Source organism: Edwardsiella anguillarum ET080813 (genome assembly GCF_000264765.2).
GTDB classification, from domain to species: domain Bacteria; phylum Pseudomonadota; class Gammaproteobacteria; order Enterobacterales; family Enterobacteriaceae; genus Edwardsiella; species Edwardsiella anguillarum.
On the sequence record NZ_CP006664.1, the window covers coordinates 3930290 to 3954613 of the forward strand.

At 59.5% G+C, this 24324-nt stretch carries 22 protein-coding genes; 11 read left to right on the forward strand and 11 right to left on the reverse strand.

Annotated features, from left to right (window positions below; translation table 11 throughout):
• Window positions 1–49 precede the first annotated feature (49 nt).
• Window positions 50–1993 carry an exoribonuclease II gene (locus ETEE_RS17630; RefSeq protein WP_034163318.1) on the forward strand — a complete coding sequence of 648 codons (1944 nt, stop codon included), beginning with the start codon at window positions 50–52 and terminating at the stop codon, window positions 1991–1993.
• A 180-nt stretch (window positions 1994–2173) separates the two neighbouring features.
• Entirely contained in the window at window positions 2174–2767 is a 594-nt protein-coding gene (locus tag ETEE_RS17635; protein ID WP_034163317.1) for an NAD(P)H-dependent oxidoreductase, read from the forward strand.
• An 87-nt stretch (window positions 2768–2854) separates the two neighbouring features.
• Here the strand turns inward: ETEE_RS17635 and pepT are convergent, their stop codons facing one another.
• Window positions 2855–4093, reverse strand: a complete 1239-nt coding sequence (gene pepT / locus ETEE_RS17640) for a peptidase T (protein ID WP_034163316.1) — start codon at window positions 4091–4093, stop codon at window positions 2855–2857.
• 363 nt (window positions 4094–4456) lie between these two features.
• On the opposite strand from pepT, the gene potA reads away from it, so the two are divergent.
• From potA to potD, 5 genes are all read left to right on the forward strand, one after another.
• A complete protein-coding gene (gene potA, locus ETEE_RS17645) occupies window positions 4457–5590 on the forward strand; it encodes a spermidine/putrescine ABC transporter ATP-binding protein PotA (protein ID WP_034163315.1) in 1134 nt (377 codons plus the stop codon).
• Window positions 5574–6440, forward strand: a complete 867-nt coding sequence (gene potB, locus ETEE_RS17650) for a spermidine/putrescine ABC transporter permease PotB (RefSeq protein WP_034163314.1) — start codon at window positions 5574–5576, stop codon at window positions 6438–6440. The genes potA and potB overlap by 17 nt, the downstream gene beginning before the upstream one ends.
• 161 nt (window positions 6441–6601) lie before the next feature.
• Entirely contained in the window at window positions 6602–7378 is a 777-nt protein-coding gene (gene potC, locus ETEE_RS17655) for a spermidine/putrescine ABC transporter permease PotC (protein WP_012848720.1), read from the forward strand.
• A gap of 406 nt (window positions 7379–7784) precedes the next feature.
• The gene (gene cadB / locus ETEE_RS17660; protein ID WP_034163313.1) at window positions 7785–9119 is read left to right on the forward strand and encodes a cadaverine/lysine antiporter; all 1335 of its coding nucleotides are present in this window, start codon (window positions 7785–7787) and stop codon (window positions 9117–9119) included.
• Window positions 9120–9311: 192 nt separating this feature from the next.
• Complete coding sequence (potD, locus tag ETEE_RS17665; protein ID WP_034163312.1) at window positions 9312–10370, forward strand: spermidine/putrescine ABC transporter substrate-binding protein PotD; 1059 nt, start codon at window positions 9312–9314, stop codon at window positions 10368–10370.
• 43 nt (window positions 10371–10413) lie between these two features.
• Here potD and ycfP read toward each other — a convergent pair whose 3' ends face one another.
• From ycfP to ETEE_RS17705, 8 genes are all read right to left on the reverse strand, one after another.
• The gene (ycfP, locus tag ETEE_RS17670; protein ID WP_034163311.1) at window positions 10414–10956 is read right to left on the reverse strand and encodes an alpha/beta hydrolase YcfP; all 543 of its coding nucleotides are present in this window, start codon (window positions 10954–10956) and stop codon (window positions 10414–10416) included.
• A gap of 98 nt (window positions 10957–11054) precedes the next feature.
• Window positions 11055–12077: a beta-N-acetylhexosaminidase gene (nagZ, locus tag ETEE_RS17675; protein ID WP_034163310.1), complete on the reverse strand. Its 1023-nt coding sequence runs from the start codon at window positions 12075–12077 to the stop codon at window positions 11055–11057.
• Between the two features lie 39 nt (window positions 12078–12116).
• Window positions 12117–12959 carry a phosphotransferase gene (locus tag ETEE_RS17680; protein WP_034163309.1) on the reverse strand — a complete coding sequence of 281 codons (843 nt, stop codon included), beginning with the start codon at window positions 12957–12959 and terminating at the stop codon, window positions 12117–12119.
• Window positions 12949–13545 carry a penicillin-binding protein activator LpoB gene (gene lpoB / locus ETEE_RS17685; protein WP_034163456.1) on the reverse strand — a complete coding sequence of 199 codons (597 nt, stop codon included), beginning with the start codon at window positions 13543–13545 and terminating at the stop codon, window positions 12949–12951. The genes ETEE_RS17680 and lpoB overlap by 11 nt, the downstream gene beginning before the upstream one ends.
• A 25-nt stretch (window positions 13546–13570) precedes the next feature.
• Window positions 13571–13963, reverse strand: a complete 393-nt coding sequence (locus tag ETEE_RS17690) for a YcfL family putative periplasmic lipoprotein (RefSeq protein ID WP_034163308.1) — start codon at window positions 13961–13963, stop codon at window positions 13571–13573.
• A 29-nt stretch (window positions 13964–13992) separates the two neighbouring features.
• Window positions 13993–14343, reverse strand: a complete 351-nt coding sequence (gene hinT, locus ETEE_RS17695; protein ID WP_034163307.1) for a purine nucleoside phosphoramidase — start codon at window positions 14341–14343, stop codon at window positions 13993–13995.
• 1176 nt (window positions 14344–15519) lie between these two features.
• The gene (locus ETEE_RS17700; protein WP_034163305.1) at window positions 15520–16074 is read right to left on the reverse strand and encodes a Spy/CpxP family protein refolding chaperone; all 555 of its coding nucleotides are present in this window, start codon (window positions 16072–16074) and stop codon (window positions 15520–15522) included.
• Between the two features lie 389 nt (window positions 16075–16463).
• Window positions 16464–16979, reverse strand: a complete 516-nt coding sequence (locus ETEE_RS17705; protein ID WP_034163304.1) for a Spy/CpxP family protein refolding chaperone — start codon at window positions 16977–16979, stop codon at window positions 16464–16466.
• A gap of 409 nt (window positions 16980–17388) precedes the next feature.
• On the opposite strand from ETEE_RS17705, the gene kduI reads away from it, so the two are divergent.
• The 4 genes from kduI (at window position 17389) to ETEE_RS17725 (ending at window position 21543) form a co-directional block, all read left to right on the forward strand.
• Window positions 17389–18225, forward strand: a complete 837-nt coding sequence (gene kduI / locus ETEE_RS17710; RefSeq protein ID WP_034163303.1) for a 5-dehydro-4-deoxy-D-glucuronate isomerase — start codon at window positions 17389–17391, stop codon at window positions 18223–18225.
• A gap of 65 nt (window positions 18226–18290) precedes the next feature.
• Window positions 18291–19052, forward strand: coding sequence for a 2-dehydro-3-deoxy-D-gluconate 5-dehydrogenase KduD (gene kduD, locus ETEE_RS17715; RefSeq protein WP_034163302.1), 762 nt, complete (start codon window positions 18291–18293; stop codon window positions 19050–19052).
• Window positions 19053–19377: 325 nt separating this feature from the next.
• Window positions 19378–19629, forward strand: a complete 252-nt coding sequence (locus tag ETEE_RS17720) for a hypothetical protein (RefSeq protein ID WP_034163301.1) — start codon at window positions 19378–19380, stop codon at window positions 19627–19629.
• A 699-nt stretch (window positions 19630–20328) separates the two neighbouring features.
• Window positions 20329–21543, forward strand: a complete 1215-nt coding sequence (locus ETEE_RS17725) for a YadA-like family protein (protein ID WP_034163300.1) — start codon at window positions 20329–20331, stop codon at window positions 21541–21543.
• An 825-nt stretch (window positions 21544–22368) separates the two neighbouring features.
• Here ETEE_RS17725 and ETEE_RS17735 read toward each other — a convergent pair.
• The gene (locus ETEE_RS17735) at window positions 22369–23748 is read right to left on the reverse strand and encodes a VasL domain-containing protein (RefSeq protein ID WP_034163299.1); all 1380 of its coding nucleotides are present in this window, start codon (window positions 23746–23748) and stop codon (window positions 22369–22371) included.
• Window positions 23749–23850: 102 nt separating this feature from the next.
• On the reverse strand, window positions 23851–24321 hold the full coding sequence (locus tag ETEE_RS17740) for a hypothetical protein (RefSeq protein ID WP_034163298.1): 471 nt from the start codon (window positions 24319–24321) through the stop codon (window positions 23851–23853).
• Window positions 24322–24324: the final 3 nt, after the last annotated feature.

Here is a 24324-nt window from a genome sequence, read left to right on the forward strand (position 1 = left end):
TTTTTTGGTCATCACGATCGCTCACCAGCCGGAATCACTATTTCACACTATGTTTCAGGACAACCCGCTGCTTGCCCAGCTAAAACAGCAACTTCACTCGCAGACTCCCCGCGTGGAAGGCGTGGTCAAGGGAACCGACAAAGGCTTTGGCTTTTTAGAGGTCGACGCGCAGAAAAGCTATTTCATTCCGCCGCCGCAAATGAAGAAAGTGATGCACGGCGACCGCGTCCGTGCCGCCGTTCAGGTTGATAAAGAGCGCGAAATCGCCGAGCCGGAAGAGCTGCTGGAGCCGTTCCTGACCCGTTTTGTCGGGCGTATTCAGAAAAAAGAGAACGATGAACGCCTGTCCATCATCCCGGATCATCCGCTGCTGAAAGACGCCATCGGCTGTCGTCCGGCACGCGGTCTGGATCGCGCCTTCAAGCAGGGAGACTGGGTGCTGGCCGAAATGCGCCGCCATCCGCTGAAGGGTGACCGCAGCTTCTTTGCCGAGATCACCGCCTTCATCACCGACGGCGGCGACCACTTCGCCCCCTGGTGGGTGACCCTGACCCGCCACGATCTGGCGCGCAGCGCGCCGCAGTGGCAGGCGGGAGTCCTGCAGGAAGAGGGGCTGGAGCGCGAAGATCTGTGCGCGCTGCCGTTTGTCACCATCGACAGCGCCAGCACCGAAGACATGGATGATGCGCTGCACGTGCGCGAGAACGCCGACGGCAGCCTGCGTCTGACCATCGCCATCGCCGATCCGACGGCCTACGTCAGCGCCGACAGCCCGCTGGACGCCGAAGCGCGCCACCGCGCCTTCACCACCTATCTCCCGGGCTTTAACATCCCGATGCTGCCGCGCGATCTCTCTGACGACCTGTGCTCGCTGCGCGAAGGGCAGCGCCGTCCGGTGCTGGCCTGCGAGGTTACCCTCGACGCCGACGGCGGCCTGCGCGACGACATCCGCTTCTTCTGCGGCTGGATCGAGTCCAGGGCCAAGCTGGTCTACGATCGGGTCTCCGACTGGCTGGAGGGCTGCGGCGACTGGCAGCCGCCGAGCGACGCTATCGCCGCCCAGATCCGACTGCTGCACCGCGTGGCCAACGCCCGCACCCAGTGGCGTCAACGGCATGCCCTGGTGTTCCGCGATCGCCCGGACTACCGCTTTGTTCTCGACGATCACGGCGACGTTACCGATATCGTCGCGGAGCCGCGCCGCGTGGCCAACCGTATCGTGGAAGAGTGCATGATCACCGCCAACGTCTGTGCGGCGCTGGTGCTGCGCGAACGCCTCGGCTTCGGGATCTACAACGTCCATACCGGCTTCGATCCGGCGCTGGTGGAGCAGGCCGTCTCGTTACTGAACGCCAACGACGTCGCCGCCAACGCCGAAGCACTGCTGACGCTGGATGGCTTCTGCACCCTACGCCGCCATCTCGACTCGCTGCCGAGCACCTTCTTGGATAGCCGTATCCGCCGCTTCCAGACCTTTGCCGAAATCAGCACCGAGCCGGGGCCGCACTTTGGCCTAGGGCTGGAGGCCTACGCTACCTGGACCTCGCCGATCCGCAAGTATGGCGATATGGTCAACCACCGCCTGCTGAAGGCGCTGATCGCCGGTAAGCCGGCGACGCGGCCGGACTCAGCGATGACGCTGCAGCTGGCCGAGCGCCGCCGCCAGAACCGGATGGCGGAGCGCGACGTCGGCGACTGGCTGTACGCCCGCTTCCTGAAGGACAAGGTCAACGCCCCGACCCCGTTCAACGCCGAGATCATCGATATCTCACGCGGCGGTATGCGCGTCCGCCTGCTGGAGAACGGCGCGGTGGCCTTTATTCCGGCCTCCTTTATCCATGCCGTGCGCGACGAGATGGTATGCAGCCAGGAGAACGGCACCCTTCAGGTGAAAGGCAACGTCGTCTACCGCCAGGGCGATACTATCCCGGTGACCCTGAGCGAGGTACGTCTCGATACCCGCAGCCTGATCGCCCGCCCCTTCAGCGCCTGATGCCGAAGGCTCTGGCCCGCCCCGCGCGGGCCAGTTTTTAGGCGATCTCCTGACGCCCAACGGCCCTTTTTGTGCCCTCTCCCGCCGCGACGCGTTCCAATATAGTAATCACAGTGATAGTTTTACACGCATTGATTTACGTATCCCTAACGCCGCCCACCGGGCGCACTGGAGCCAGTCATGAGTCATATTCTGTTGCTTAACGGCATGAAACCCTTCGGCCACTCTAACGGCCAGCTGAACACCACGCTGCACGATACCGCCCGGGAGTGCCTAGGCGCGCTGGGACACACGCTGCGCGCGACGACGATCGACCAGGGATACCAGATAGCCCAAGAGGTGGAGAATCTCCTGTGGGCGGACTGCATCATCTATCAGATGCCGGGATGGTGGATGGGGGAACCCTGGATCGTCAAAAAATACCTTGATGAGGTCTTTACCGCCGGCCACGGCCGTCTGTACACCAACGATGGCCGCACCCGCGCCGACGCCAGCAAGAAATATGGCTCCGGCGGACTGCTGCAGGGCAAAAAATATATGCTCTCCCTGACCTGGAACGCGCCGCAGGAGGCCTTTGACGATCCGGCCCAGTTCTTCCACGGCCAGGGAATCGACGGCGTCTACCTGCACTTTCACAAGGCCAACCAGTTCCTCGGAATGGCGCCCCTGCCGACCTTCCTGTGCACCGACGTCATCAAGCGTCCGGACGTCGAGCACAACGTGGCGCGCTACCGTGAGCACCTGACGCACCTGTTTACCGACGACGCCCGCTGAATCCGACGCAAAAAAACGGGGTGTCTCGCCCATCGCGAGACACCCCGGATACGGTGGCCATCCCCGGCCGCCGTACAGCGGTCTAGGTTATTCGGCGACGCGCGCGCGCTCGGCGGTCAGCTCGGCGATACGCATGATCACCGATACCGCCTTCTCCATCCCTTCCAGCGTAATAAACTCATGTTTACCGTGGAAGTTATAGCCGCCGGTAAACAGGTTCGGGCACGGCAGGCCGCGGAATGACAGCTGCGCCCCGTCAGTGCCGCCGCGGATCGGCCGTTCGATGGGCTCGATCGCCAGATCGCGCATCGCCTGACGCGCCAGGGCGACGATGTGCGGATGCTTCGCCACCTCGTCGCGCATATTGTAGTAGCTGTCGTCCAGCGTCACCTCAATGTAGCAGTCCGGATGCATCCCCTGGCCCACCTGCTTGGCGATCGTCATCATGTGCTTCTTGCGCGCCTCAAATCCCTCGCGGCTGAAGTCGCGCACGATATAGTGCATCTCGGCCTTCTCTACGCTGCCCTTCATCGACACCAGATGGTAGAACCCCTCATAGCCGTCGGTCTGCTCCGGCACCTCCGCCGCCGGCAGCAGCGCGTGAATTCGGTTGGCCAGCCCCAGGGCGTTAACCATCACCCCCTTGGCACTACCTGGATGCACGTTATTGCCGATGATCTTGATGTTGACGGAGGCCGCGTTAAAGTTTTCGCACTCCAGCTCGCCCACGCCGCCGCCGTCCACGGTGTAGGCCCACTCCGCACCAAAGGCCGCGACGTCGAAATGCTGGGCACCCTTGCCCACCTCTTCATCCGGGGTAAAGGCCACCCGGATCTCACCGTGGGGGGTGTTCCCCTGCTTGAGACGCATCATCGCCGTCATAATTTCAGCGATCCCCGATTTATCGTCGGCCCCCAGCAGGGTTTTACCGTCGGTGGTGATCAGGGTCTGCCCCAGCAGCTGGTGCAGCACCGGAAACATCACCGGAGAGAGAATTTCATCGCCGATCCCCAGGGCGATATCGCCACCGCGGTAGTTTTCGACGATCTGCGGATTCACGTTTTTACCGCTGGCGTCCGGCGCCGTGTCCATATGGGCGATAAAACCGATGGTCGGTACCGGCCAGGCCACGTTGGCGGGCAGCGTCGCCATCACGCAACCGTGTTCGCTGAGCGTGACCTGCTCCAGCCCCAGCGCCAGCAGCTCGCTCTGCAGCGCACGGGCCAGCCTGAACTGCCCCTCGGTACTCGGGACCTGACGTACCCCTGGTTTGGACTGTGTGTCAAAAGAAACATAGTTAAGAAAACGATCAAGTAAGTTATTCATTTGGTATTTTCTCCCTTCTTGTTGCCCCATTATGCGGAGCCACCTCCGGCGAAATATTGCGTCAGGTCATTTTTACCGGGGTTTGCCTTTTCTCCTGACAGAAAAAATCTGACCTCTGCCCCGATTCAGCGAAAGCGGTGAATGATTTGTAAACGAATCGAAGCAAATGCCGGGATTTACGCAGGAAATCCGTGAATTCTGCGCGCCTCAGCTTTCAATTATTGTCCGCAGGGTCTATCATGCGCGCTCTAAAAATTTGATCGACGCCGCTGGTTTCGAGCGCCGGGAGTTCCGGTGCGCTCACGCAGTCTTTTTCAGCGGCGGTTCTATCTGCAACATCTCTCGGGATAGAGTAACCACTAAATGACTGAAACTTCCTCTGTAGACGCCCAGGCGCTTCCGGTCGTATGCCTGACCCATATCCGCAAATCCTTTGACGGCAAAGCGATCATTCCCGATCTCGACCTGAGCATTAATCACGGTGAATTTGTCACCATCCTTGGCCCCTCCGGCTGCGGCAAGACCACCGTGCTGCGTCTGATCGCCGGTCTGGAAGAGGTCGACAGCGGCCATGTCGCGCTGGACGGCGAAGAGATCACCCACCAGCCGGCCGAGCAGCGCCATGTCAATACCGTCTTCCAAAGCTACGCCCTGTTTCCGCACATGAGCGTCTTTGAAAACGTGGCCTTTGGCCTGCGCATGCAGAAAACCCCACACCATGACATCGCGCCGCGCGTCATGGATGCCCTGCGCATGGTGCAGTTGGACGAGCTGGCCCAACGCCGCCCGCATCAGCTCTCCGGCGGCCAGCAGCAGCGGGTGGCCATCGCCCGCGCGGTGGTCAATAAGCCGCGGGTGCTGCTGCTGGACGAGTCGCTGTCGGCGCTGGACTACAAGCTGCGCAAGCAGATGCAGAACGAGCTGAAAGCGCTGCAGCGCAAGCTGGGAATCACCTTTATCTTCGTCACCCACGATCAGGAAGAGGCGCTGACCATGTCCGACCGCATCATCGTGATGCGCGATGGGCGTATCGAGCAGGACGGCTCGCCGCGCGAGATCTATGAGGAGCCGAAAAACCTGTTTGTGGCCAGCTTTATCGGCGAAATCAACATATTCGATGCCGAAGTGCTGCAGCGCATCGATGAGCAGCGGGTGCGCGCCAACGTAGAGGGGCGCGAGTGCGATATCTACGTCAACCCGGCGCTGCCGGTCAGCCAGGGCGACCGGCTCAAGGTGCTGCTGCGGCCGGAAGACCTGCGCGTGGAGGAGATCAGCGACAGCGAGCAGGTCGACGGTATCATCGGCTATGTGCGCGAGCGCAACTACAAAGGGATGACCCTGGAGTCCACCGTAGAGCTGGAAAACGGCAAGATGGTGATGGTCAGCGAGTTTTTCAACGAGGACGATCCCGACGTAGACCATTCGCTCGATCAGAAGGTCGCGGTCACCTGGGTCGAAAGCTGGGAGGTGGTGTTGCCTGATGAAGAAATCGCGTAAACTGTTTCAAAATGTCGTGATCGCACTGGTGGTTGGCTGGCTGTCGCTGTTCGTCTTCCTGCCTAACCTGATGATCATCGGCACCAGCTTTCTGACCCGCGACGACGCCAACCTGGTACAGATGGTGTTCACCTGGGGCAACTACGCCCGGCTGTTCGATCCGCTGTATGCCGAGGTGCTGCTGCACTCGCTCAACATGGCGCTGATCGCCACCCTGTGCTGTCTGATCATCGGCTATCCCTTTGCCTTTATTCTGGCGCGGCTGCCCCACCGGGTACGTCCGCTGCTGCTGTTTCTGCTGATCGTCCCGTTCTGGACCAACTCGCTGATCCGGATTTACGGGCTGAAGCTGTTCCTCAGCACCCGCGGCTACCTCAACGAATTCCTGCTCTGGGTCGGCATCATCGATCAGCCGCTGCGGCTGATGTACACCTCCACGGCGGTGGTGCTGGGGCTGATTTACATTCTGCTGCCCTTTATGGTGATGCCGCTCTACTCCAGCATTGAAAAGCTGGATCGCTCGGTGCTGGAGGCGGCGCGCGACCTGGGCGCCAACCGGCTACAGACCTTCATGCGCATCATCGTCCCGCTGACCATGCCGGGGATCGTCGCCGGCTGCCTGCTGGTGTTGCTGCCGTCGCTGGGCATGTTCTACATCGCCGACCTGCTGGGCGGCGCCAAAAACCTGCTGATCGGCAACGTCATCAAGAGCCAGTTCCTCAATATCCGCGACTGGCCGTTTGGCGCCGCCACCAGCATCTGCCTGACGCTGGTGATGGGGGTAATGCTGCTGATCTACTACCGGGTCGGTAAGCTGCTCAACCGCAAGGCCAGCGATTTGGCAGACTGACGGATAGGCGCGGCGCCCGCGCCGTGCCGAGAGGTCAAAGTTTAATATCCATTTGTTTTGTTTGACAAAATTTTGTCGAATGGTTTGGAGAAGATAACAAAATTGTCTAATCTGCATAAGTATAACGCGTGCGTATGCCGCGCCGCCCGGGAGGATCTGCCATGCTCGGACGCCTGATGCGCGGGGGCTTCATGTCCCTCATCTACGCTTACTTATATATCCCTATCATTATTTTGATCGCGAACTCGTTTAACAGCTCGCGCTTCGGCATCAACTGGAAAAGCTTTACCCTGAGCTGGTACAGCACGCTGATGAACAACGATAGCCTGCTGCAGGCGGCGGGCCACTCGATCACCATGGCCGTGCTCTCCGCCACCTTTGCCACTCTGATAGGCTCCCTGACCGCCGTGGCGCTGTTCCGCTACCACTTCCGCGGCAAGCCCTTCGTCAGCGGCATGCTGTTTGTGGTCATGATGTCCCCGGATATCGTCATGGCCATCTCCCTGCTGGTGCTGTTTATGTTGCTAGGGGTCTCCCTGGGCTTCTGGTCCCTGCTGTTCTCGCACATTACCTTCTGCCTGCCCTTCGTGGTGGTCACCGTCTACTCCCGCCTGCGGGGCTTTGACGTCCGCATGCTGGAGGCCGCCCGCGATCTCGGCGCCAGCGAGCTGGTTATCCTGCGCAAAATCCTGCTGCCGCTGGCCATGCCGGCGGTGGCCGCCGGCTGGCTGCTGAGCTTCACGCTGTCGATGGACGATGTCGTGGTCTCCTCCTTTGTCACCGGTCCGGGCTATGAGATCCTGCCGCTGAAAATCTACTCGATGGTCAAGGTGGGGGTCTCCCCGGAGGTCAACGCCCTGGCCACCATCCTGCTGGCGCTTTCGTTGCTGCTGGTGCTCGCCAGCCAGCTGATCCTGCGCGACCGCACCCGCAGCTAGCCCCGAGACGGGCGGCCGCTGCACCGCCCGTCTCGCCGTGGCCCCCCACCCGGCGGCGCCGATTATCTTTTTTTGCTACTGCATTAAAATATTCAGATGCCCGCTCCTCAGGTCGGGCGATTTCCCCCCAGCTATGCGTACTGTGCCGCATTTTGGCGTGAAAATGTCCCCCCGCCCCCCCGCCGGGTACCCCCGATCGGCCGCCCCGCTCAAAATGACGCAGCGCAGCGGGAAATTACCGTACCAACTGCTCAGATTAGAATGCAAAATAGCATTGGTCATACCTTGTACTGTGATCTGATTCGCAAATAGTCATATAATTACGACCAGGACTTGATTAATTAAGCGGCGCGCACCGTGAGGGAGTACGGTCACCACGTCTGACATAAGACAAAACGGGGCTAAAATGGCGTCTTCTACAAAAAAAATCGGGCTTTTTGCCTGCACGGGAATCGTTGCCGGCAATATGATGGGCAGCGGTATCGCCCTGCTGCCGGCAAACCTTGCCAAAATTGGTTCCATCTCTATTTTTGGTTGGTTAATTGCCTTGGTCGGCGCAATGTCGCTGGCCTTTGTCTTCGCTCGTTTGACTACACGCGATCCACAGGTAGGCGGCCCTATCGCCTACGCGGGTCGTCTGGGCCCAGCCTTTGGCTTCCAGACCGCCGTGCTCTACTATCACGCAAACTGGATCGGTAACCTGGCCGACTGCCTGGCCGGGGTCGCCTATCTGTCGGTCTTCTTCCCGATGCTCAACGACCCGATACCGGCGGGCATCGCCAGTATCGTCATCATCTGGATCATGGCCTTCATTAATATGATGGGCGGAACCTGGGTGAGCCGTCTGACGACCCTGGGGCTGATCCTGGTGCTGATCCCGGTGGTCGGTACCGCCATCGCCGGCTGGCACTGGTTTGATCCGGCGCTGTATCACGCCAACTGGAACACCACCCGGAGCAGCAGCGGCAGCGCCGTACTGCACAGCATTCTGATCTGCCTGTGGGCCTTTGTCGGCGTAGAGAGCGCCGCGGTCAGCTCCGGGCTGGTGAAGAACGCCAAGCGCACCGTGCCGCTGGCCACCATGCTGGGAACCGCTCTGGCCGGCCTGATCTACATTCTGGCGACCCAGGTGATGAGCGGAATGTTCCCGGCGCAGACCATGGCCAACACCGGCGCCCCCTTCGCCGCCAGCGCCTCGATGATCCTCGGCCCCTGGGCCGCTCCGGTGGTCTCGGCCTTCACCGCCTTCGCCTGTCTGGCCGCACTGGGATCGTGGATGATGCTGGTGGGCCAGGCCGGGGTACGCGCCGCCCGCGACGGTAACTTCCCCCGCATCTACGGCGAGGTTGACGCCCACGGGGTACCGCGTAAAGGGATCGTGCTGTCGGCGCTGAAGATGACCGCCCTGATGGCGCTGATGACCTTCTTGGCCGCCAGCGGCGCCAAAACCTCCGATATCTTCGGCGATTTGATCGGCATTGCCGTGCTGTTAACCATGCTGCCCTACTTCTACTCTTGCGTTGCGCTGATCCGCCTGGAGGGGCCCTCCCTGCACCACGTGCTGAGCCTGACGGCCGCCACCCTGGGCTGCCTGTTCTGCTTCATCGCGTTAAGCGGCGCGGAGTCGGTCAAGCTGGCGCTGACCTTCATCATCAGCCTGAGCATCCTGATGTTCTATGCCCGCCGCCAGGGCTTTCATGAGAAGGCCTACGCCCGCCTCAACCAGCAGGCGCCGCGCTAAGCGCCGCCACACCGCCGTCCGCGCCCCTTGCCGGACGGCACACCCGCCCATCGGCGTCCGGCGGCGGCCAAGGCTTTACCCCCGTCGTCGCCGCTCCTATAATAGCCCGCCTGTTTGTTGTGGTGCGCCAAGGCGTTACGGCGGCGGACAGTTCCACCTTCTGTTTCGACCTTCACTATAGGGATACGCTGAATGAAAAAGTGGTCACCTCTGGTAGCCGCAGGTTTGCTGGCAATGGGAGCTCATGCCGCACATGCTGCCGATGCGCCGAAAACCGACAATAATACGGTCTACTTCTACAACTGGACCGAATATGTCCCGCCGGGGCTGCTGGAGCAGTTCACCAAGGAAACCGGAATTAAAGTCATCTATTCGACTTATGAATCTAACGAAACCATGTACGCCAAGCTGAAGACGTACCGGGAAGGCGCCTACGATCTGGTGGTGCCCTCCACCTACTATGTCGCCAAGATGCGTAACGAAGGGATGCTGCAAAAGATCGATCACGACAAGCTGAGCAACTTCCACAACCTGGATCCCAATCTGCTGCACAAGTCGTTTGACCCGAAGAATGACTACTCCATCCCCTACATCTGGGGAGCGACGGCGATCGGGGTCAACAGCGATGCCATCGATCCGGCCAGCGTGACCAGCTGGGCCGACCTGTGGAAGCCAGAGTATAAGGGCAGCCTGCTGCTGACGGACGATGCGCGCGAAGTGTTCCAGATCGCCCTGCGCAGGCTGGGTTACTCGGGCAATACCACCGATCCCAAGCAGATCCAGGAGGCCTATCAGGCCCTGGTGAAGCTGATGCCCAACGTGCTGGCCTTCAATTCCGATAACCCGGCCAATCCGTTTATGGAGGGCGAGGTCAATCTGGGCATGATCTGGAACGGCTCCGCCTATGTGGCGCGCCAGGCCGGCACGCCGGTGCAGATCGTCTGGCCGAAAGAGGGCGCCATTTTCTGGATGGACAGCCTGGCCATTCCGGCCAATGCCAAAAATCCCGAAGGCGCGATGAAGCTGATTAACTTCCTGCTACGCCCGGACGTCGCCGCGCAGGTCGCGGAAACCATCGGCTATCCGACCCCGAACCTGGCGGCTCAAAAGCTGCTGCCTAAAGAGGTGGTCAGCGACAAGTCGCTCTACCCGGATGCGGAGACCATCGCCAAGGGCGAATGGCAGAATGACGTCGGCAGCGCCAGCGAAATCTACGAAACCGATTTCCAGAAGCTGAAGGCCGGGCGCTAAGCGCCCTCAGCGCAGGGGGAGCCACTCCCCCTGCCATCGCCCCTCAGGCCACGCTCTTGAACGCGCGAATCCGCTGCAGATGCGGCGACAGGCTGGGGAACTTGTGCCCCTGCCGCTCATCCCACACCACATCATAGTACGGCGCCAGCAGCCCGGCGCTGCGCTGGCTATCCAGCACCTCATCGTGGCGCGACAGCAGCACCAGACTACGGCCGCGGTTACGGCTGCGGAAATTCTCCACGCACTTGGTGGCGATGTCCGCATACTCTTCGGGGCGATCGATGAGCCCCGGCATCGTCTCCTGCGGGAACAGGTTCGGGTTCACCATCACCTGGCGGATACCGCAGAGAAAACCGATGCGCTCGGCCCAGTATCCCCCGAGCCCGACGCCGCAGATCAGCGCGCCCGGATCGTCGCTCTGACGGACGACCCGGCTCACCTCGTTGAGCAGATACTGCATGTCGTGCCGCGGATGACGCGTGCTGTAGCTGATCAGCCGCACGTCCGTATCGATAAACTGCAGCTGAAGTACCTTTTCATGATTGCCCGGACTGGTGGAGTCGAAGCCATGCAGATAAATAATCATACGTCTCCCTAAGCGGTCTCCCGCACGTGTCATCCACGCCGCAGGTCACCTTGATATGCGGCGGTCCTGCACCCAATGAGGTTATCCGGCGCCGGATCTCAGGCCTGTTTGGCCTCCTCCCAGCGCTGGTGTAAGCGTTGCAAATCCTGATGCGCCTGCTTCCAGCGCGCGCTGCCCATCAGCCCCTCGCGATCGACCTGGCCGCGGTGACGCAGACGCTCGATGCGCGGCGACCCGGCGGCAGACAGATGGTCCAGCACGCTGATCGCACCCTGGCGGTTATTGCATACCAGCACCATATCACAGCCGGCGTCCAGAGACGCCTGCGCCCGCTGCGCATAGCTGCCCATCACCGCGGCCCCGTTCATCGACAGATCGTCCGAGAAGATCACCCCCTCGAAGCCCAGGGTCTGACGCAGCACCTGCTGCAGCCAGTAGGGTGAGCCGCTGGCCGGGCGGGAGTCCGCCTGTGAGTAGATCACGTGGGCCGGCATGACCGCGTCCAGCCTGGCGCACGCATTCAGCGTCTTGAAAATAACCATATCATGCTCAACGATTTGCGCCAGCGGGCGCTCGTCGATCGGCGTCTCCTTATGGGAGTCCGCGCTCACCTTACCGTGCCCCGGGAAATGCTTGCCGGTCGCCTTCATTCCCGCCTGGTGCATCCCGTCGATAAACGCCTGCGCCAGCGGAATGGCGCTCTCCGCCTCCCGGTGAAACGCACGCTCGCCGATGGCAGCGCTGCCGTGTCCCAAATCCAGCACCGGAGCAAAGCTCAGATCGATATCCATGGCGATCATCTCGCAGGCCATCAGCCAGCCGCCCTCCAGCGCCAGACGCTGCGCCTCCTGCGGCGCATTGAGCGCGGCATAGGACTGCGCCGCCGGCAGGCGGGTAAACCCCTGATGGAAGCGCTGCACCCGTCCCCCCTCCTGATCGACGGTCACCAGCAAAGGGTGGCGCGCCGCCTGGCGGATTTGGCGCACCAGCTCACGCAGCTGTGCCGGATCGTCAAAATTACGGCTAAACAGGATCACGCCACCGACCAACGGATGGTCCAGGATCTCTCGCTCCTCGGCATCCAGCGCATGGCCGGCGACATCCAGCATTACAGGGCCCACACGACGTCTCCTCTCTCGCGGCGCCGTGCGCCGCATGGATTATTGGGTTAAATTGCGCAGCAGGACATCGGCCTGCCGCCGGTAAATAGGTTGTTGGGTCTGCTGCCAGCGCAGCTCAAACCACAGCCAGGCCATATAGTCCACCCAGCCCAGCCAGCGATTCAGTTGATGCAGCAGACGCGCGGCGTCACGGTAGCCCCCCTGACGACAGTAGGCCGCGACCAGCTCGGCCCGCCCGGCCCCGTCCAGGGCATAGTTACGGCTCAGCGCCGCCAAATCCAGCGCGATATCGCCGCTGGCGGCATACTCCCAGTCGATCAGTCCCACGGCGCCGTCGGCGCCGATCAGGTTGCCATCGTGAATATCCATATGCAGCAGCGCCAGCTTGAGCGGACGCGGCTCACGGCGTCGCTGCCAGCGCTGGTGCACCCGCTGCGCCAGGAACCCGCGGCGCCCGGGCGCCAGCTGCGACCAGTAGGCGGCGCAGTAGCGACGCAGCGAGCGCGACGTCAGACGCGGCGGCAGGCGGTGCAGGCACGCGACGAGCGCCGCCAGCTGCACCGTCGACAGCGTCCCCGGCGCCAGCGTCTCGCCGGGCAGCCAGCCGGCCAGCAGCCAGCCATCAACGGTGCCATAGCAGGTTGGCCCCAGCCCGGCCGCGGCGCCCATCCGCAGCGCCCGCCCCTCGCGGCGCCGATCGATCCCCAGATGGCGCCGCTGCGGCGTTATCGGACGCAGCAGAATTGTGACACTGTCACCATTTTGCGCACGCCAGTTATCGCCGCTCAGCCCCTGCGTCAGGCTAAACTGCCAGTCGGCACCCGGCAGCGAGGGAAAGCGGCGGCACAGCACCGCCCGCATGGCCTGCGGATCAGAGCGCAACCGGGCCTTTACCCGACCAGATGATCTCCCCGCTCTGCACCAGCATCAGCTGCATCGCCAGACGCGGCGACTGCACATTGCCGCTGACGGTGGTATACAGCACATACTGGGCGCTCACCTGCCGCGCCAAGCCGATCGCCTTGCTGCGCGATCCGAGGCTGTCATTGGCCGCCAGCCCTAGGCGCTGCTTGGCCTGCGCTAGCTGCGCCGCCGACACCATCTGGAAACGGGGGTTACCGGCCAGCGCGCTGCGCAGCACCTCGCTGGCGTTGGCCATACTCAGCTGGCCGTTGGTTTTATTTTGCACCCCGTCCACCAGCAGAATGCTACCGGCCTCGACCCCCTGCGCGCCCAGCAGCTGATCGATCAGCGGCGCAAAGCTGCCCTGCCAGTCCACGCTGGTCATCTTGGGCGGCTGGGGTACCGGGGTGACAGCCGGCGGCGGCGGTGGCGGCGTCGGCACCACGCTGGGCTGCGCCGGCGTCGTGGGCGCCGGCGGCTGAGAGGGTGTCTCCCCGCGCGGCAGCAGCCCCTGACAGCCGCTCAGCAACAGCGCGGCCAGCGCGATCCCCGTCGTTCTCTTTATCATTATGCTCAATCCTATTTACCCCTCAGTCATAAAGGTATAGCCGCACCTGGCGCGCCTGCGGATCTCGGCTGAACGACGTCAGCCTGACCCGCTCCCCGCTATGCAGCGTCAGACGGGCGGGCGCCGGCGCGGGCGCGATCTCCAGTCCCCGGGCGTCATACCAATAGAAGCGGTAGTGCAGCGGCAGCGTCGCGCCGCCCTCTCCGTCGCCGTAGCTGACCTGCGCCTGCGCGGTGCGTCCGCTCCCCTGCACCGTTATCTGCGGCGCGGTGGCTGTAACGCCTGCCGCCAGCAGCCCCGGCTCCATCACCAGACGCTGCTCCGCGTTGATCGGGATCCGTGACGGCGCCGCGCATCCGGCCAGCCACAGCGGCGTCAACAGCGCCAGCGCAGCCCAACTGCGATTCCCTGCCATACCTCCTCCTGCCCGGCGTCGGGCCGCGGTTAACGCGCCAGCAGCGGCCCCAGCGGACGACCGCCGAGCAGATGCATATGGATATGAAACACCTCTTGCCCCGCGTCGCGGTTGCAGTTGATCACCAGGCGGTAGCCGTTCTCATCAATCCCCTCCTGGCGCGCGATTTTTGCCGCCGCGCTGATCATCCGCCCCAGCGCCGCTTCATCCTGCGGCTGCACATCGTTCACCGTTGGGATCAGCCTATTCGGCACGATAAGCACATGGCTCGGCGCCTGCGGCGAAATATCGCGAAATGCCGTGACCAGATCGTCCCGGTACACCACATCGGCGGGAATTTCACCGCGGATAATTTTGCTAAAAATGGTCTCTTCAGCCATGACAGATATCCTTAAACAGAGAGAGGGAGAATGATGATAAGGGCCCGACTCCGCCACCCGGAACGCGCTTCACACGCCGGCGCGTGAAGCGTCTTTAGCCCGCGCGCCGGCGAAACGGGGCCCTACCCCGCGTCGAGTCCCTTAATGCCCCCACGTGGCCGCAGGCGACGGAGATATTGACGGAGAATTAAGGGACGCAGTCAGCAGTATGAGTAGAGCGCGTCCGGCTTTCAAGCCTTAGACGAGCGGAACGGCGTAACTGGCGCCTTTTCCGCCGCCGCAGGGGCCGGGGCGTACCGGCGATGGCGACAGCCGCCATGGCCCGCGCGCGGCACGCGGCTAGTTTTAATGGGAAATGTAATACCGACGCACCGCCGCGACCCGATAGACTCGCCGCCGCAGCCCCCTCGCCGAATGGACGTGGAACGGCAACATGCAATATCTGGCTTTTGGGGACGGAAACGGAGCCCCCCTCGGGCGTGGAGCGCTCACCGCTGCGATTCCCCCTTGATGAGTCCGTCAGTTGGATATTGTCATAGGATTAGGGATTGAATGACGAGGAGGAGTGGCGTGTGCTTGCTGACGACCTTTCCCCGCGGCCAGGAATCATCGAGACAGGGCATTTCGGATTGATCATTCAACTAAAGCGACCACGGCTACCTGGCCATTATCCTGAATAAATAAATGATTGCACCCTGGGTCTTATTCTCACGAAGAATATGCTGAGTCAGCGTATAACCTTGGTCAACAACGGAGAGAGCCGTATCACTCCGATTGAGGATAAGGTTATCCAGGAGAGCAAAACCCAGCATTCCGCCCTGTTATTTAATATCGATGACGCCGCATACCGGCAAATATTGCTCAGCGTAAAACCCAATCGTCCTAACGCTCAGGCAATACACGTGCGACGGCATATTTTATGCTCAACGGCGGAAATATTCTCCCTCAGCACCCCGTAATAGAACATGCCGCCATGCAACAAAGAGGACCTACACACATCTCGCGCCGGATTTTTTGCCGGTGGCGATTTCACGCACTCCCCCTACGGGAGACTCATCCGCAACGGTGGCTCGGGTGGGGCCTTGCATCCCCCAGCAATGAAAAAACCCACTGAAAAACACAGTTCAGTGGGTTTATGACGCCCCGCACGGGGCGTTGTTCAGCGCGGCGTCAGGGTTACTGCTGGGACTGACTCATTTTCCCCTGGCGATCCAGCATCAGCTGCATGCGCTTTTCAAAATTCTGGTTAACCTGCGTCTTCTGCTCCGGGGTCAGCAGATTGTAGATCTGGTTTTCCATCTTCATCCTGGCCAGCGCCGCGTCATTGCGCGTCTTGTTGTTGGCCTCAATCTGCGCGCGCGCGGCCGCCTCATCGAACTTATCGCTGGCAACCAGCTGATGCATCTGCTTAAAGCGGTCCACGCTATGGGGCATCGGGTGCGTATTGCGGAACTGCAGACGAATGTCGCGGATCTGCTGGCGCTGCTCCGGCGTCAGCTGGATCCCGGCCAGCATGCCGCCGTCGTGCCGGGCGCCTTTTTTCTGCATCATCTGATTTTGATGGTGCATCGTCCCCACGCCATTACCATGCCCCATGCCATTACCCATATCATGACCCATGCCATTGCCCATGCCATTCTGCACCTGCGCGGCGGTGCTATCGGCCGCATTCGCCGCGCCAACGCCCAGAGCCAGAGTCGAAGCAAGAAGGAGTGCCGTCATTTTACGCATTGAGAATTCCTCTGTATCAATTTATGTTCGGTGATTTCGCCGTGTGCCTGGAAATAAATTTAGCGGAAAAGAGTTCAAGTAATTATATCCAGTGTAAATAACTGAAAGCAGAATTACGCGAAATAGCTTAATTATGGATTAATTATGAAGAGTCGGGATAAAACTGGTTATTGCGCTGCGCTATCCCCTGCGACCGCTCGCCCGCGGCGCAAGGCAATGCCGGCACGATCAGCCGGCGCGCCGTAAATAAAATAGCCAACGAGGCGCGGGGTAATAGAATTAAATAGGAAAAGGGTTAATTAATCCAGTCAAAAATACAACACTGTCCCGATAATTCGCTGGAGCCGATCAGAGCCCCGCCGCGGCGAGGCTCCCCCCATCCGCTGAATTTATTGATGCATCCAGCGATCGTGATATTGCTGCATCTGCTGCAGGCCGCGCTCGGCGTTATCGTTAAAGGCCTTTTTTTGCTCCGGTGTCAGCACGCTGTACATCTGGTGCTCCATCTTCAAACGCTGAACCAGCTGCTGATTGCGCTTGGCACCCGAGGCGTCCAGCTGCGCACGCACGGCACTTTCGTCAAATTTATCGCCGGTAATGATTTGCTGGCGCTGTTTAAAGGCATCGTGCCAGGCGGCGCTGTCGCTCTGGGCGGCATACTGGCGCGCGATATCTCGCATCTGCTGACGCTGCGCGTCGCTGAGATTCAGCCCATCAAACATACCGCCGCGGTAGCGTCCATGATGGCCGTCGCGCCACATCATATGGTGATAGCCCGAGCCCATCATCATACCGCCGTCCTGCCAGCAGGGCGGCGTATCGTCATCCTGCTGCGGCTGTGCCCAGGCCGCCCCCACGCTCAGCGCTAGCGACGCCGCCAGCGCCATCACCGTCAATTTTCTCATGTTTTGCTCCTTGTCGAGTCCAGCGTCTTACTGCGCAGAATGCCCCCCCGTGGCGGCCCTCATGCGCACGGAAACTCTCTATGGAGTGAGCTTACCCCCTCAGCGCGCTAATGACAGCGCATTCACGTAAATTATTGTAAACCACCACGCGCCCCCGCTATCCCAAAAGCAAGACACGGCACAACTGCTAAAAATACCCCGCCCCCTCTGCGCGATTCACTGTCTGGCGCCCTGCGGATCCGCTGCCCGCGGAGAACATCACAAAAATGCAATTGTGATTCTAAAAAATTAAAACAGCATTTCATTTTATGTTGAAGCCCCGCCAGGATTGGGTTAGGATCCTCATCAGCACACGGGATCGGCCCAATGCCTGAGCCCGTCGGGTGTTACTGAGCATAACGAGGTAAAAATGGAAGTCCGTCAAAGCATCCACAGCGATCACGCGAAGCAGCTCGACACCGCCGGTCTGCGCCGTGAGTTTCTCATCGATACCGTCTTCGACGCCGATCGCTATACCATGGTGTACAGCCATATCGACCGCATAATCGTCGGCGGCATCATGCCCGTGACGCAGAGCGTCTCTATCGGCAACGAGGTGGGAAAGCAGCTGGGCGTCGGCTATTTTCTTGAGCGCCGCGAGCTGGGCGTTATCAATATCGGCGGCCCCGGCGTCATCGACATCGACGGCGAGCGCTATGAGATCGGCCCACGTGAGGCCCTGTATGTCGGCCAGGGCGCGCGCGTCCTGCATTTCGCCAGCCTGGATAGCACCTGCCCGGCCAAGTTCTACTACAACTGCGCGCCGGCCCATACCCACTACCCAAACCGCAAAATAACCCCGGCCGATGTTTCTCCGCAGACCCTGGGCGATGCCAAGACCAGCAATCGCCGCACCATCAATAAATACATGGTGCCGGAGGTGCTGCCGACCTGTCAGCTGTCGATGGGGCTGACGGAGCTTGAGGAGGGCAACCTGTGGAATACCATGCCGTGCCACACCCATGAGCGCCGCATGGAGGTGTACTTCTATTTCAATATGGCGCCGGACAGCTGCGTATTCCACATGATGGGGCAGCCGCAGGAGACACGGCATATCGTGATGCGCAACGAACAGGCCGTGATCTCCCCCAGCTGGTCTATCCATTCGGGCGTCGGCACCCAGGCCTACACCTTTATCTGGGGCATGGTGGGAGAAAACCAGGTCTTTGACGATATGGACCACCTCGCCATTACCGATTTGCGCTAACCGTTATTTTTCATTCATCCGCACGCCGGCGGGGATGCCGGCGCGCCAGTTAAAGGACAATACGCATGATTCTGGATACATTCTCTCTGCAGGGTAAAGTTGCGATGGTGACCGGGTGCGATACCGGTCTGGGTCAGGGCATGGCGCTGGGTCTGGCGCAGGCCGGCTGCGATATCGTCGGCGTCAACGTGGTCGAGCCGACGGAGACCGCAGAAAAGGTGCGCGCGCTGGGACGCCAGTTTGTCAGCCTGACCGCCGACCTGCGCGATCAGGCGGTGATCCCGGATCTGGTGGCCCAGGCCGTCGCCGCCTACGGTCATATCGATATTCTGGTAAATAACGCCGGGATCATTCGCCGTCAAGACGCCATCGACTTCAGCGAAAAGGACTGGGACGACGTGATGAACCTGAACATTAAGAGCGTCTTCTTCCTGTCGCAGGCCGTGGCGCGCCAGTTTATTGCGCAGGGACAGGGCGGCAAGATCATCAACATCGCCTCCATGCTCTCCTTCCAGGGGGGGATCCGGGTGCCCTCTTATACCGCATCCAAGAGCGCGGTGATGGGCGTAACCCGTCTGCTGGCCAACGAATGGGCCAAGCACGGCATCAACGTCAACGCCATTGCACCGGGCTATATGGCCACCAATAACACCCAGCAGCTGCGCAGCGACGAATCCCGCAACAAGGAGATCCTGGAGCGTATTCCGGCCGCGCGCTGGGGCCTGCCGCAGGATCTGATGGGCCCGGTGGTCTTCCTCTCGTCTCCGGCATCCGACTATGTCAACGGCTATACCCTGGCCGTCGACGGGGGCTGGCTGGCCCGCTAACCGTCGGGAGGGCTCCGCGAAAGCGCCGGGGCCCTCCGCACGCTCCCCTTGCCCGGTTGGATGGCGAAACGCGGGCCGCTCAGCGGCACCTTCTCCGTAGACCACCGCAGCGAACCACGCCCCCAGACCAATGCGGCGCAGCCTGATAAGCATTTCTTATTATTGGCACCGTCAGCGTAACCCCGATGATACCTGCACAAAGATTGATTTTGGTCATTATTTAATCGCCAAACTTTTGCTTCTATGAAAACTCACTTATGTGAGTGCTATCACAATAAATTACTAATACCTTACTTATTCGGTTCCTTACTGCAGGAGGTTCGTCATGTCGGTCGTTCACACCCGTCTTAACCTGTTCGGCGGCGATACGCTGATCGTACGCTGCGCCCACCGGTTCTCCGTTCACCTGGCCAGCGATGAAAATCCCCACCTTCAGCAGGCCGCAGCGGCGGCCTCCCTCAGTCAACAGCCCCATGGTGAGCTCTATCTCAGTATCCCCTTCAGCGGCCTATGGAGTTTGATTATTGACGCACAGGGCGATGCGATAGAGCACTCCGTACGCTATTTACCGGCATAGCGTCGGGTCAACGCACTCCCGATGCCGCTCTCCCCCAAACGCCGGGAGATTCTGGGCAGCACAGATCAGCGTAGCGTATCCGCGATGCGCAACGCCTTTTCCCTGCCCTGCGTTACCCCATCGCCAGCGCAGCGACGGAGATTAAAAGCATCCTGCGCACCTTAATTGGCGCAGTATTAAGAGGTATTAAAAATAACTTAGGATATTTCCATTACGGAAGAAAATTATTATTTCAGCGCGTAAAAGCTATTATCTACAAAACATGTGGAAGTGTTATTAATTATTAACGCGAAAATATTGACATGGTAGATAACCATAACGCCATGGACACATTTTTATTTTCAACGGAATAGGCATTAGGCTAAATTTAGATATTTATCTCGATCTGCGCAAAGGGTACAGAGTATAAATCCAAAAGTAACACTTATGTTAAAATTCAACTCTAGCGAAATGACGCCTACAAAAATCGCGAAAAATGAATGACAGAATCGTCTGATATAGCCAACCATCCAGCGCAACCGTATATTCCTCAGCGCCGAAAGCATTTGCGCTAATAACCTAAGAAAATGAGCCATTGCCTTCTTTAGCTGCATAGTTCAATTACCTCAACAGACAACGTTAGCGAAGGTTATGTTAATCGGGCCGGAATAACCCCGTTATTTTCGACAAGCATCTCACGTAGAAAATTGGCCATAAACGATGAAAAAACGTCAATTCATTTTACTTCTCTCCCTTCTCCCTCTCACTCCCCCACTGGCTTACGCCAGCAATACTAGCGGAGCCTTCAGCGGCAGCTACCAGGCCGGCGGCGCGCAGGCCGACAGCCAGAACGCCATCGCCCTGGGCAACGGCGCCCATGTTACGGCCGGAGCCCACAGCGCCGTCGCCGTCGGGGTCAGCGCCACGGTAAATTCATCCCTTGATGGCATCGCCATCGGCAGCCGGGCGGCGATCCAGGGCAAGGCCGACGGCGCCACCGCCATTGGCAGCGGCAGCGGCAGCGGCAGCCAGATCGACAGCAACAACGTCGGCAGTAACGCCATTGGGATCAATAGCCATGTCCACACCGACGCCGCCGGCGCCAATGCCATCGGCGACACCGCCAGCGTCGGTAGCGCAGCCGCGGGCGCCAACGCCATCGGCCTCTTTAGCCAGATCGGCGACAATGCCAGCGGCGCCGTCGCCTTGGGCAGCGACGCCAGCGTCGGCGACAACGCCCGCAGCAGCGTCGCTATCGGCGATCATGCCGGCGTGGCCAGCGGCGCTGCCAACGCCGTCAGCATCGGCGATCACAGCACCAACCAGCGCAGCCAGACCGTCTCATTCGGCAATGCCGTCCATCAGCGCCAGCTCACCCACGTCGCCGCCGGCACACAGTCTACCGACGCCGTGAATCTCGGGCAGCTGAACCGCGTGGCCATGGCTGGACAGCAGCGTCAGCGGCTGCTGCAGCGCAATAGCGTCAGCATTCACGCTAACGGACAGAATATTGCCGGGAATCGTCAGCAAATCAGCGACAACGGTCAACAGATCGCCGACAACGCACAGGATGTGCGCGACAATGGCCAGCGTATCCATCACAATGCGCAGACGATTCAGCGTCACTGGCGGGCGGTCAATGAGTGGCAAAGCGGCATCAGCCGCCATCTTGGCGCCCTGCAGCACCAGATCGACAACAACCGTCATGAAATGCGTCAGATCGCCGCCAAGGATGCCGCGCTGGCCGGGCTATTCCAGCCCTATAGCGTCGGTAAATTCAACGCCAGCGCCGCGCTGGGAGGCTATAAGGATCAGCAGGCCATCGCCGTCGGCATGGGCTACCGCTTCACCCAACGGCTGGCGGCCAAAGCCGGCGCCGCCGTTAACGACAGCTCGCTGGAGTATAACGTCGGCGTCAACTACGAATTCAACTGAGCGGCCCCGCGCTCTGCGGACGCTAAAGGAGAAAAAGCGACGGTGCGACGGAAGGCTGAAACGAAAAACCCCGCGCGATGCGCGGGGTTTGAATTTGGCGGAGTTCGACCATCTGTGGAAAAACGATGCCGCTGCTGGATACCCTCAACTGAAGTTACTGGGTCGGATCGGTATGTCATGAGCTGAATATCGCCCCGCCGACGTACTACTGGCGCTGTAAATACCACCAGCATCCGGAGGGAAGCCCCGATACCGGACATTGCACCGCTTATCATCTGGGAAATCCCCCATGGACGTGGGGAAGATCGATCCGGCGGGTCCTTTCGCGGCACCGTGTCCGGAAATCCCCCATGGATGTGGGGAAGATCCCTTATATTGTTAAAGAGCATGCTAAACCAACTACATATTGTGGTTAACTTACTGGTCGAGTCGCTTGTCTACCACTAACTGCAGGCCGTTTATCTCACAGAGCGTCTTGGTCGGAAATCCTATGGTTCGGATCTGATACCCCCGGTGTTCTAGCAATGCTTTTAAATATCAGCACCCTCGCTGCCAGTGAACCGTGCTGGTAAAGGTATTCGATCACGGTGTCAGCAACCGAATCCTTGATACCGGAAATGAAAGTATTTAGCCGCGGTTCAATAAACCAAAGTTTCATTCGTCATCGAACTGCTGGAGGTAAATCATTAGCTAGCACTGTTGGCCAGCCATCTCATCGACTGACAGGGATGAATAATTACTTTCCAAAAGGATTAAATAGCAATAGTTCATCTGGTACGATTATTACGGTAACGAACAAAATCGCTCATAACTTTTAGTACCACTTTATTTTGATGCATTCTGTTTTATCTCAGCATAACGGGCTGTCAATTGTTTCAAATGTATCTCCATTTGGACCCTGGCAGCAGCAGGTAAAGGTTCTCCCGCTGCATTTTGTGACAATACCCGCAGTTGCTCTTCAGCCGGTATGGATTTGTTAAATGACTGTATTGCGGAAAATACAACGGATTTTAGCTCACTGACCGTCATATATTTCCCCCTCTGCTCATCCAGGCCGTTCAGTCTGTCACTCAGTTTTTGTAGTGTTGTCATTCCCTGATACCAGCCATTGAGCTGTTCTACCGGTAATGCGGCCGAATTAATCTGTTGTTGCCATTGCTGTGCCAGAGGTTTAGCTTGCTCTGGCCACAGAACCCTGGCCTGCTCAATCAACTGACGACTGTTGTCAATATTCCAGTCAGGAGGCAATTTATCCAGCCGGGTCAGCTGCTGCTGTGTTTGCGCGATTACAGCCTGTGGTATCGGTGCTTGCTGACGCAGCATATCCAGTTGTTCAGGCGTGAGAGGTGCTGGTAACGGAGCCAGTGAGGCTGCAAACTGAATCTGCAATGGATCTGGCCGGTGAATATACTGCCAACTCCATACCGCTGCGGCGCTGATCACCAGCATGGTACACATCCCAACAGCGAAGGATTTCCACTTTTTTACCGATGTGGGCGCTGGCGCCAGCACATCCACGTTCGGCCGCTGTTCATGCTGCGCCACGTACACCCACTTCACGGCACAGTCCGGTGCGCAGAGCTCTTCATACGGACTATCGGCCAAGTCCCTTGCTGACGGACCCTGTCCATGCATTACCACGATACCTGGCTGAGTTATTGACCCGGTATGGGATATGTCATCGCTGTTTTCTAACCGAACGGCACTGTTATGCATCAGGGTACACAAAGTATCTAACTGGCTGAGATGTTTCAGCTCCAGACGTTGTAATACGGCGCCTAGTTTGGTAAGTAATTGCTCAGCCTGATACAGCTGGCTGAGGTCACTGTAATTCAGCGGGAGTGCGCGCATCCGTTGCTGCAGGCGCTGACTTAGGCTACTGAGGATTTCCATGCGAGCATGCACTGGCTGCGGCCAGAGTGCTCCCCACTGATGGCTTATCAGGGCCTCAAGTATCGCCAGACCTTCATTGAGCCCGAGTAAACCGGCCAGCTGCGTACGCGCAAGCGTATACCAGGCTGCTGTTTGTAATTCCACGCCATTCTGCTCAAACAGTGAGAGACAGAGTTTTTCCACATAATGCCAGTTCACATCCGGGCGCGCCGGATGCCTCAGCTTATTCAGTTCATCGCGTAGGGTAGCGTAATCCGACAGCGTCCTGGGGTCACCACCAGTTTGGATTTTACGTGAGGTAATGTCATTCATGAGCAGTTGTCCATTGAGCGTATCAGGAGTTTTTGAAGGTTATTGTTTATGCAACTTCGCTTTCTGCATGTTCAGAGGGGACTGGTATTACAACACCAGCAGCTATGTCAGAAGCGCTAAAATCAGACTAAAAAATATGCTCTCATCAAAACCCTGTCCGGAGGGGGATAAAGCACCAGGCGGAGTAAAGGCCCACTTGTTCACCGTTCCAGACCGCATAAATAATCGCCCCAGAGGTGTCACGGGGCCTCCATCATGGAAGGTCGCCTCCACACACCCGGTCACACCCTGACCATAAAGGAATGCCGGCACGAATTTTACAGAACGATCGTCGATACTCAGAGCGAGGGCGGCAATCTCAAATGCTCTCCCCTCAATCAGCAGGTCCGTAACGGATGTACTGACCGTCTCCACATTCAGTCCGGTACCCACCAGCCACGCGTCCATCTGCTCCTGAAGCTGTGTCATTCGCAGGCGAAACTCTGCAATATCGGCCTGAGTCCTGCTGGTAAACGAGACCGGGGTGGGCTGTCTGGCGTGGAGTTTTTTGAGAAACTGTGATTTTACTGACATAGT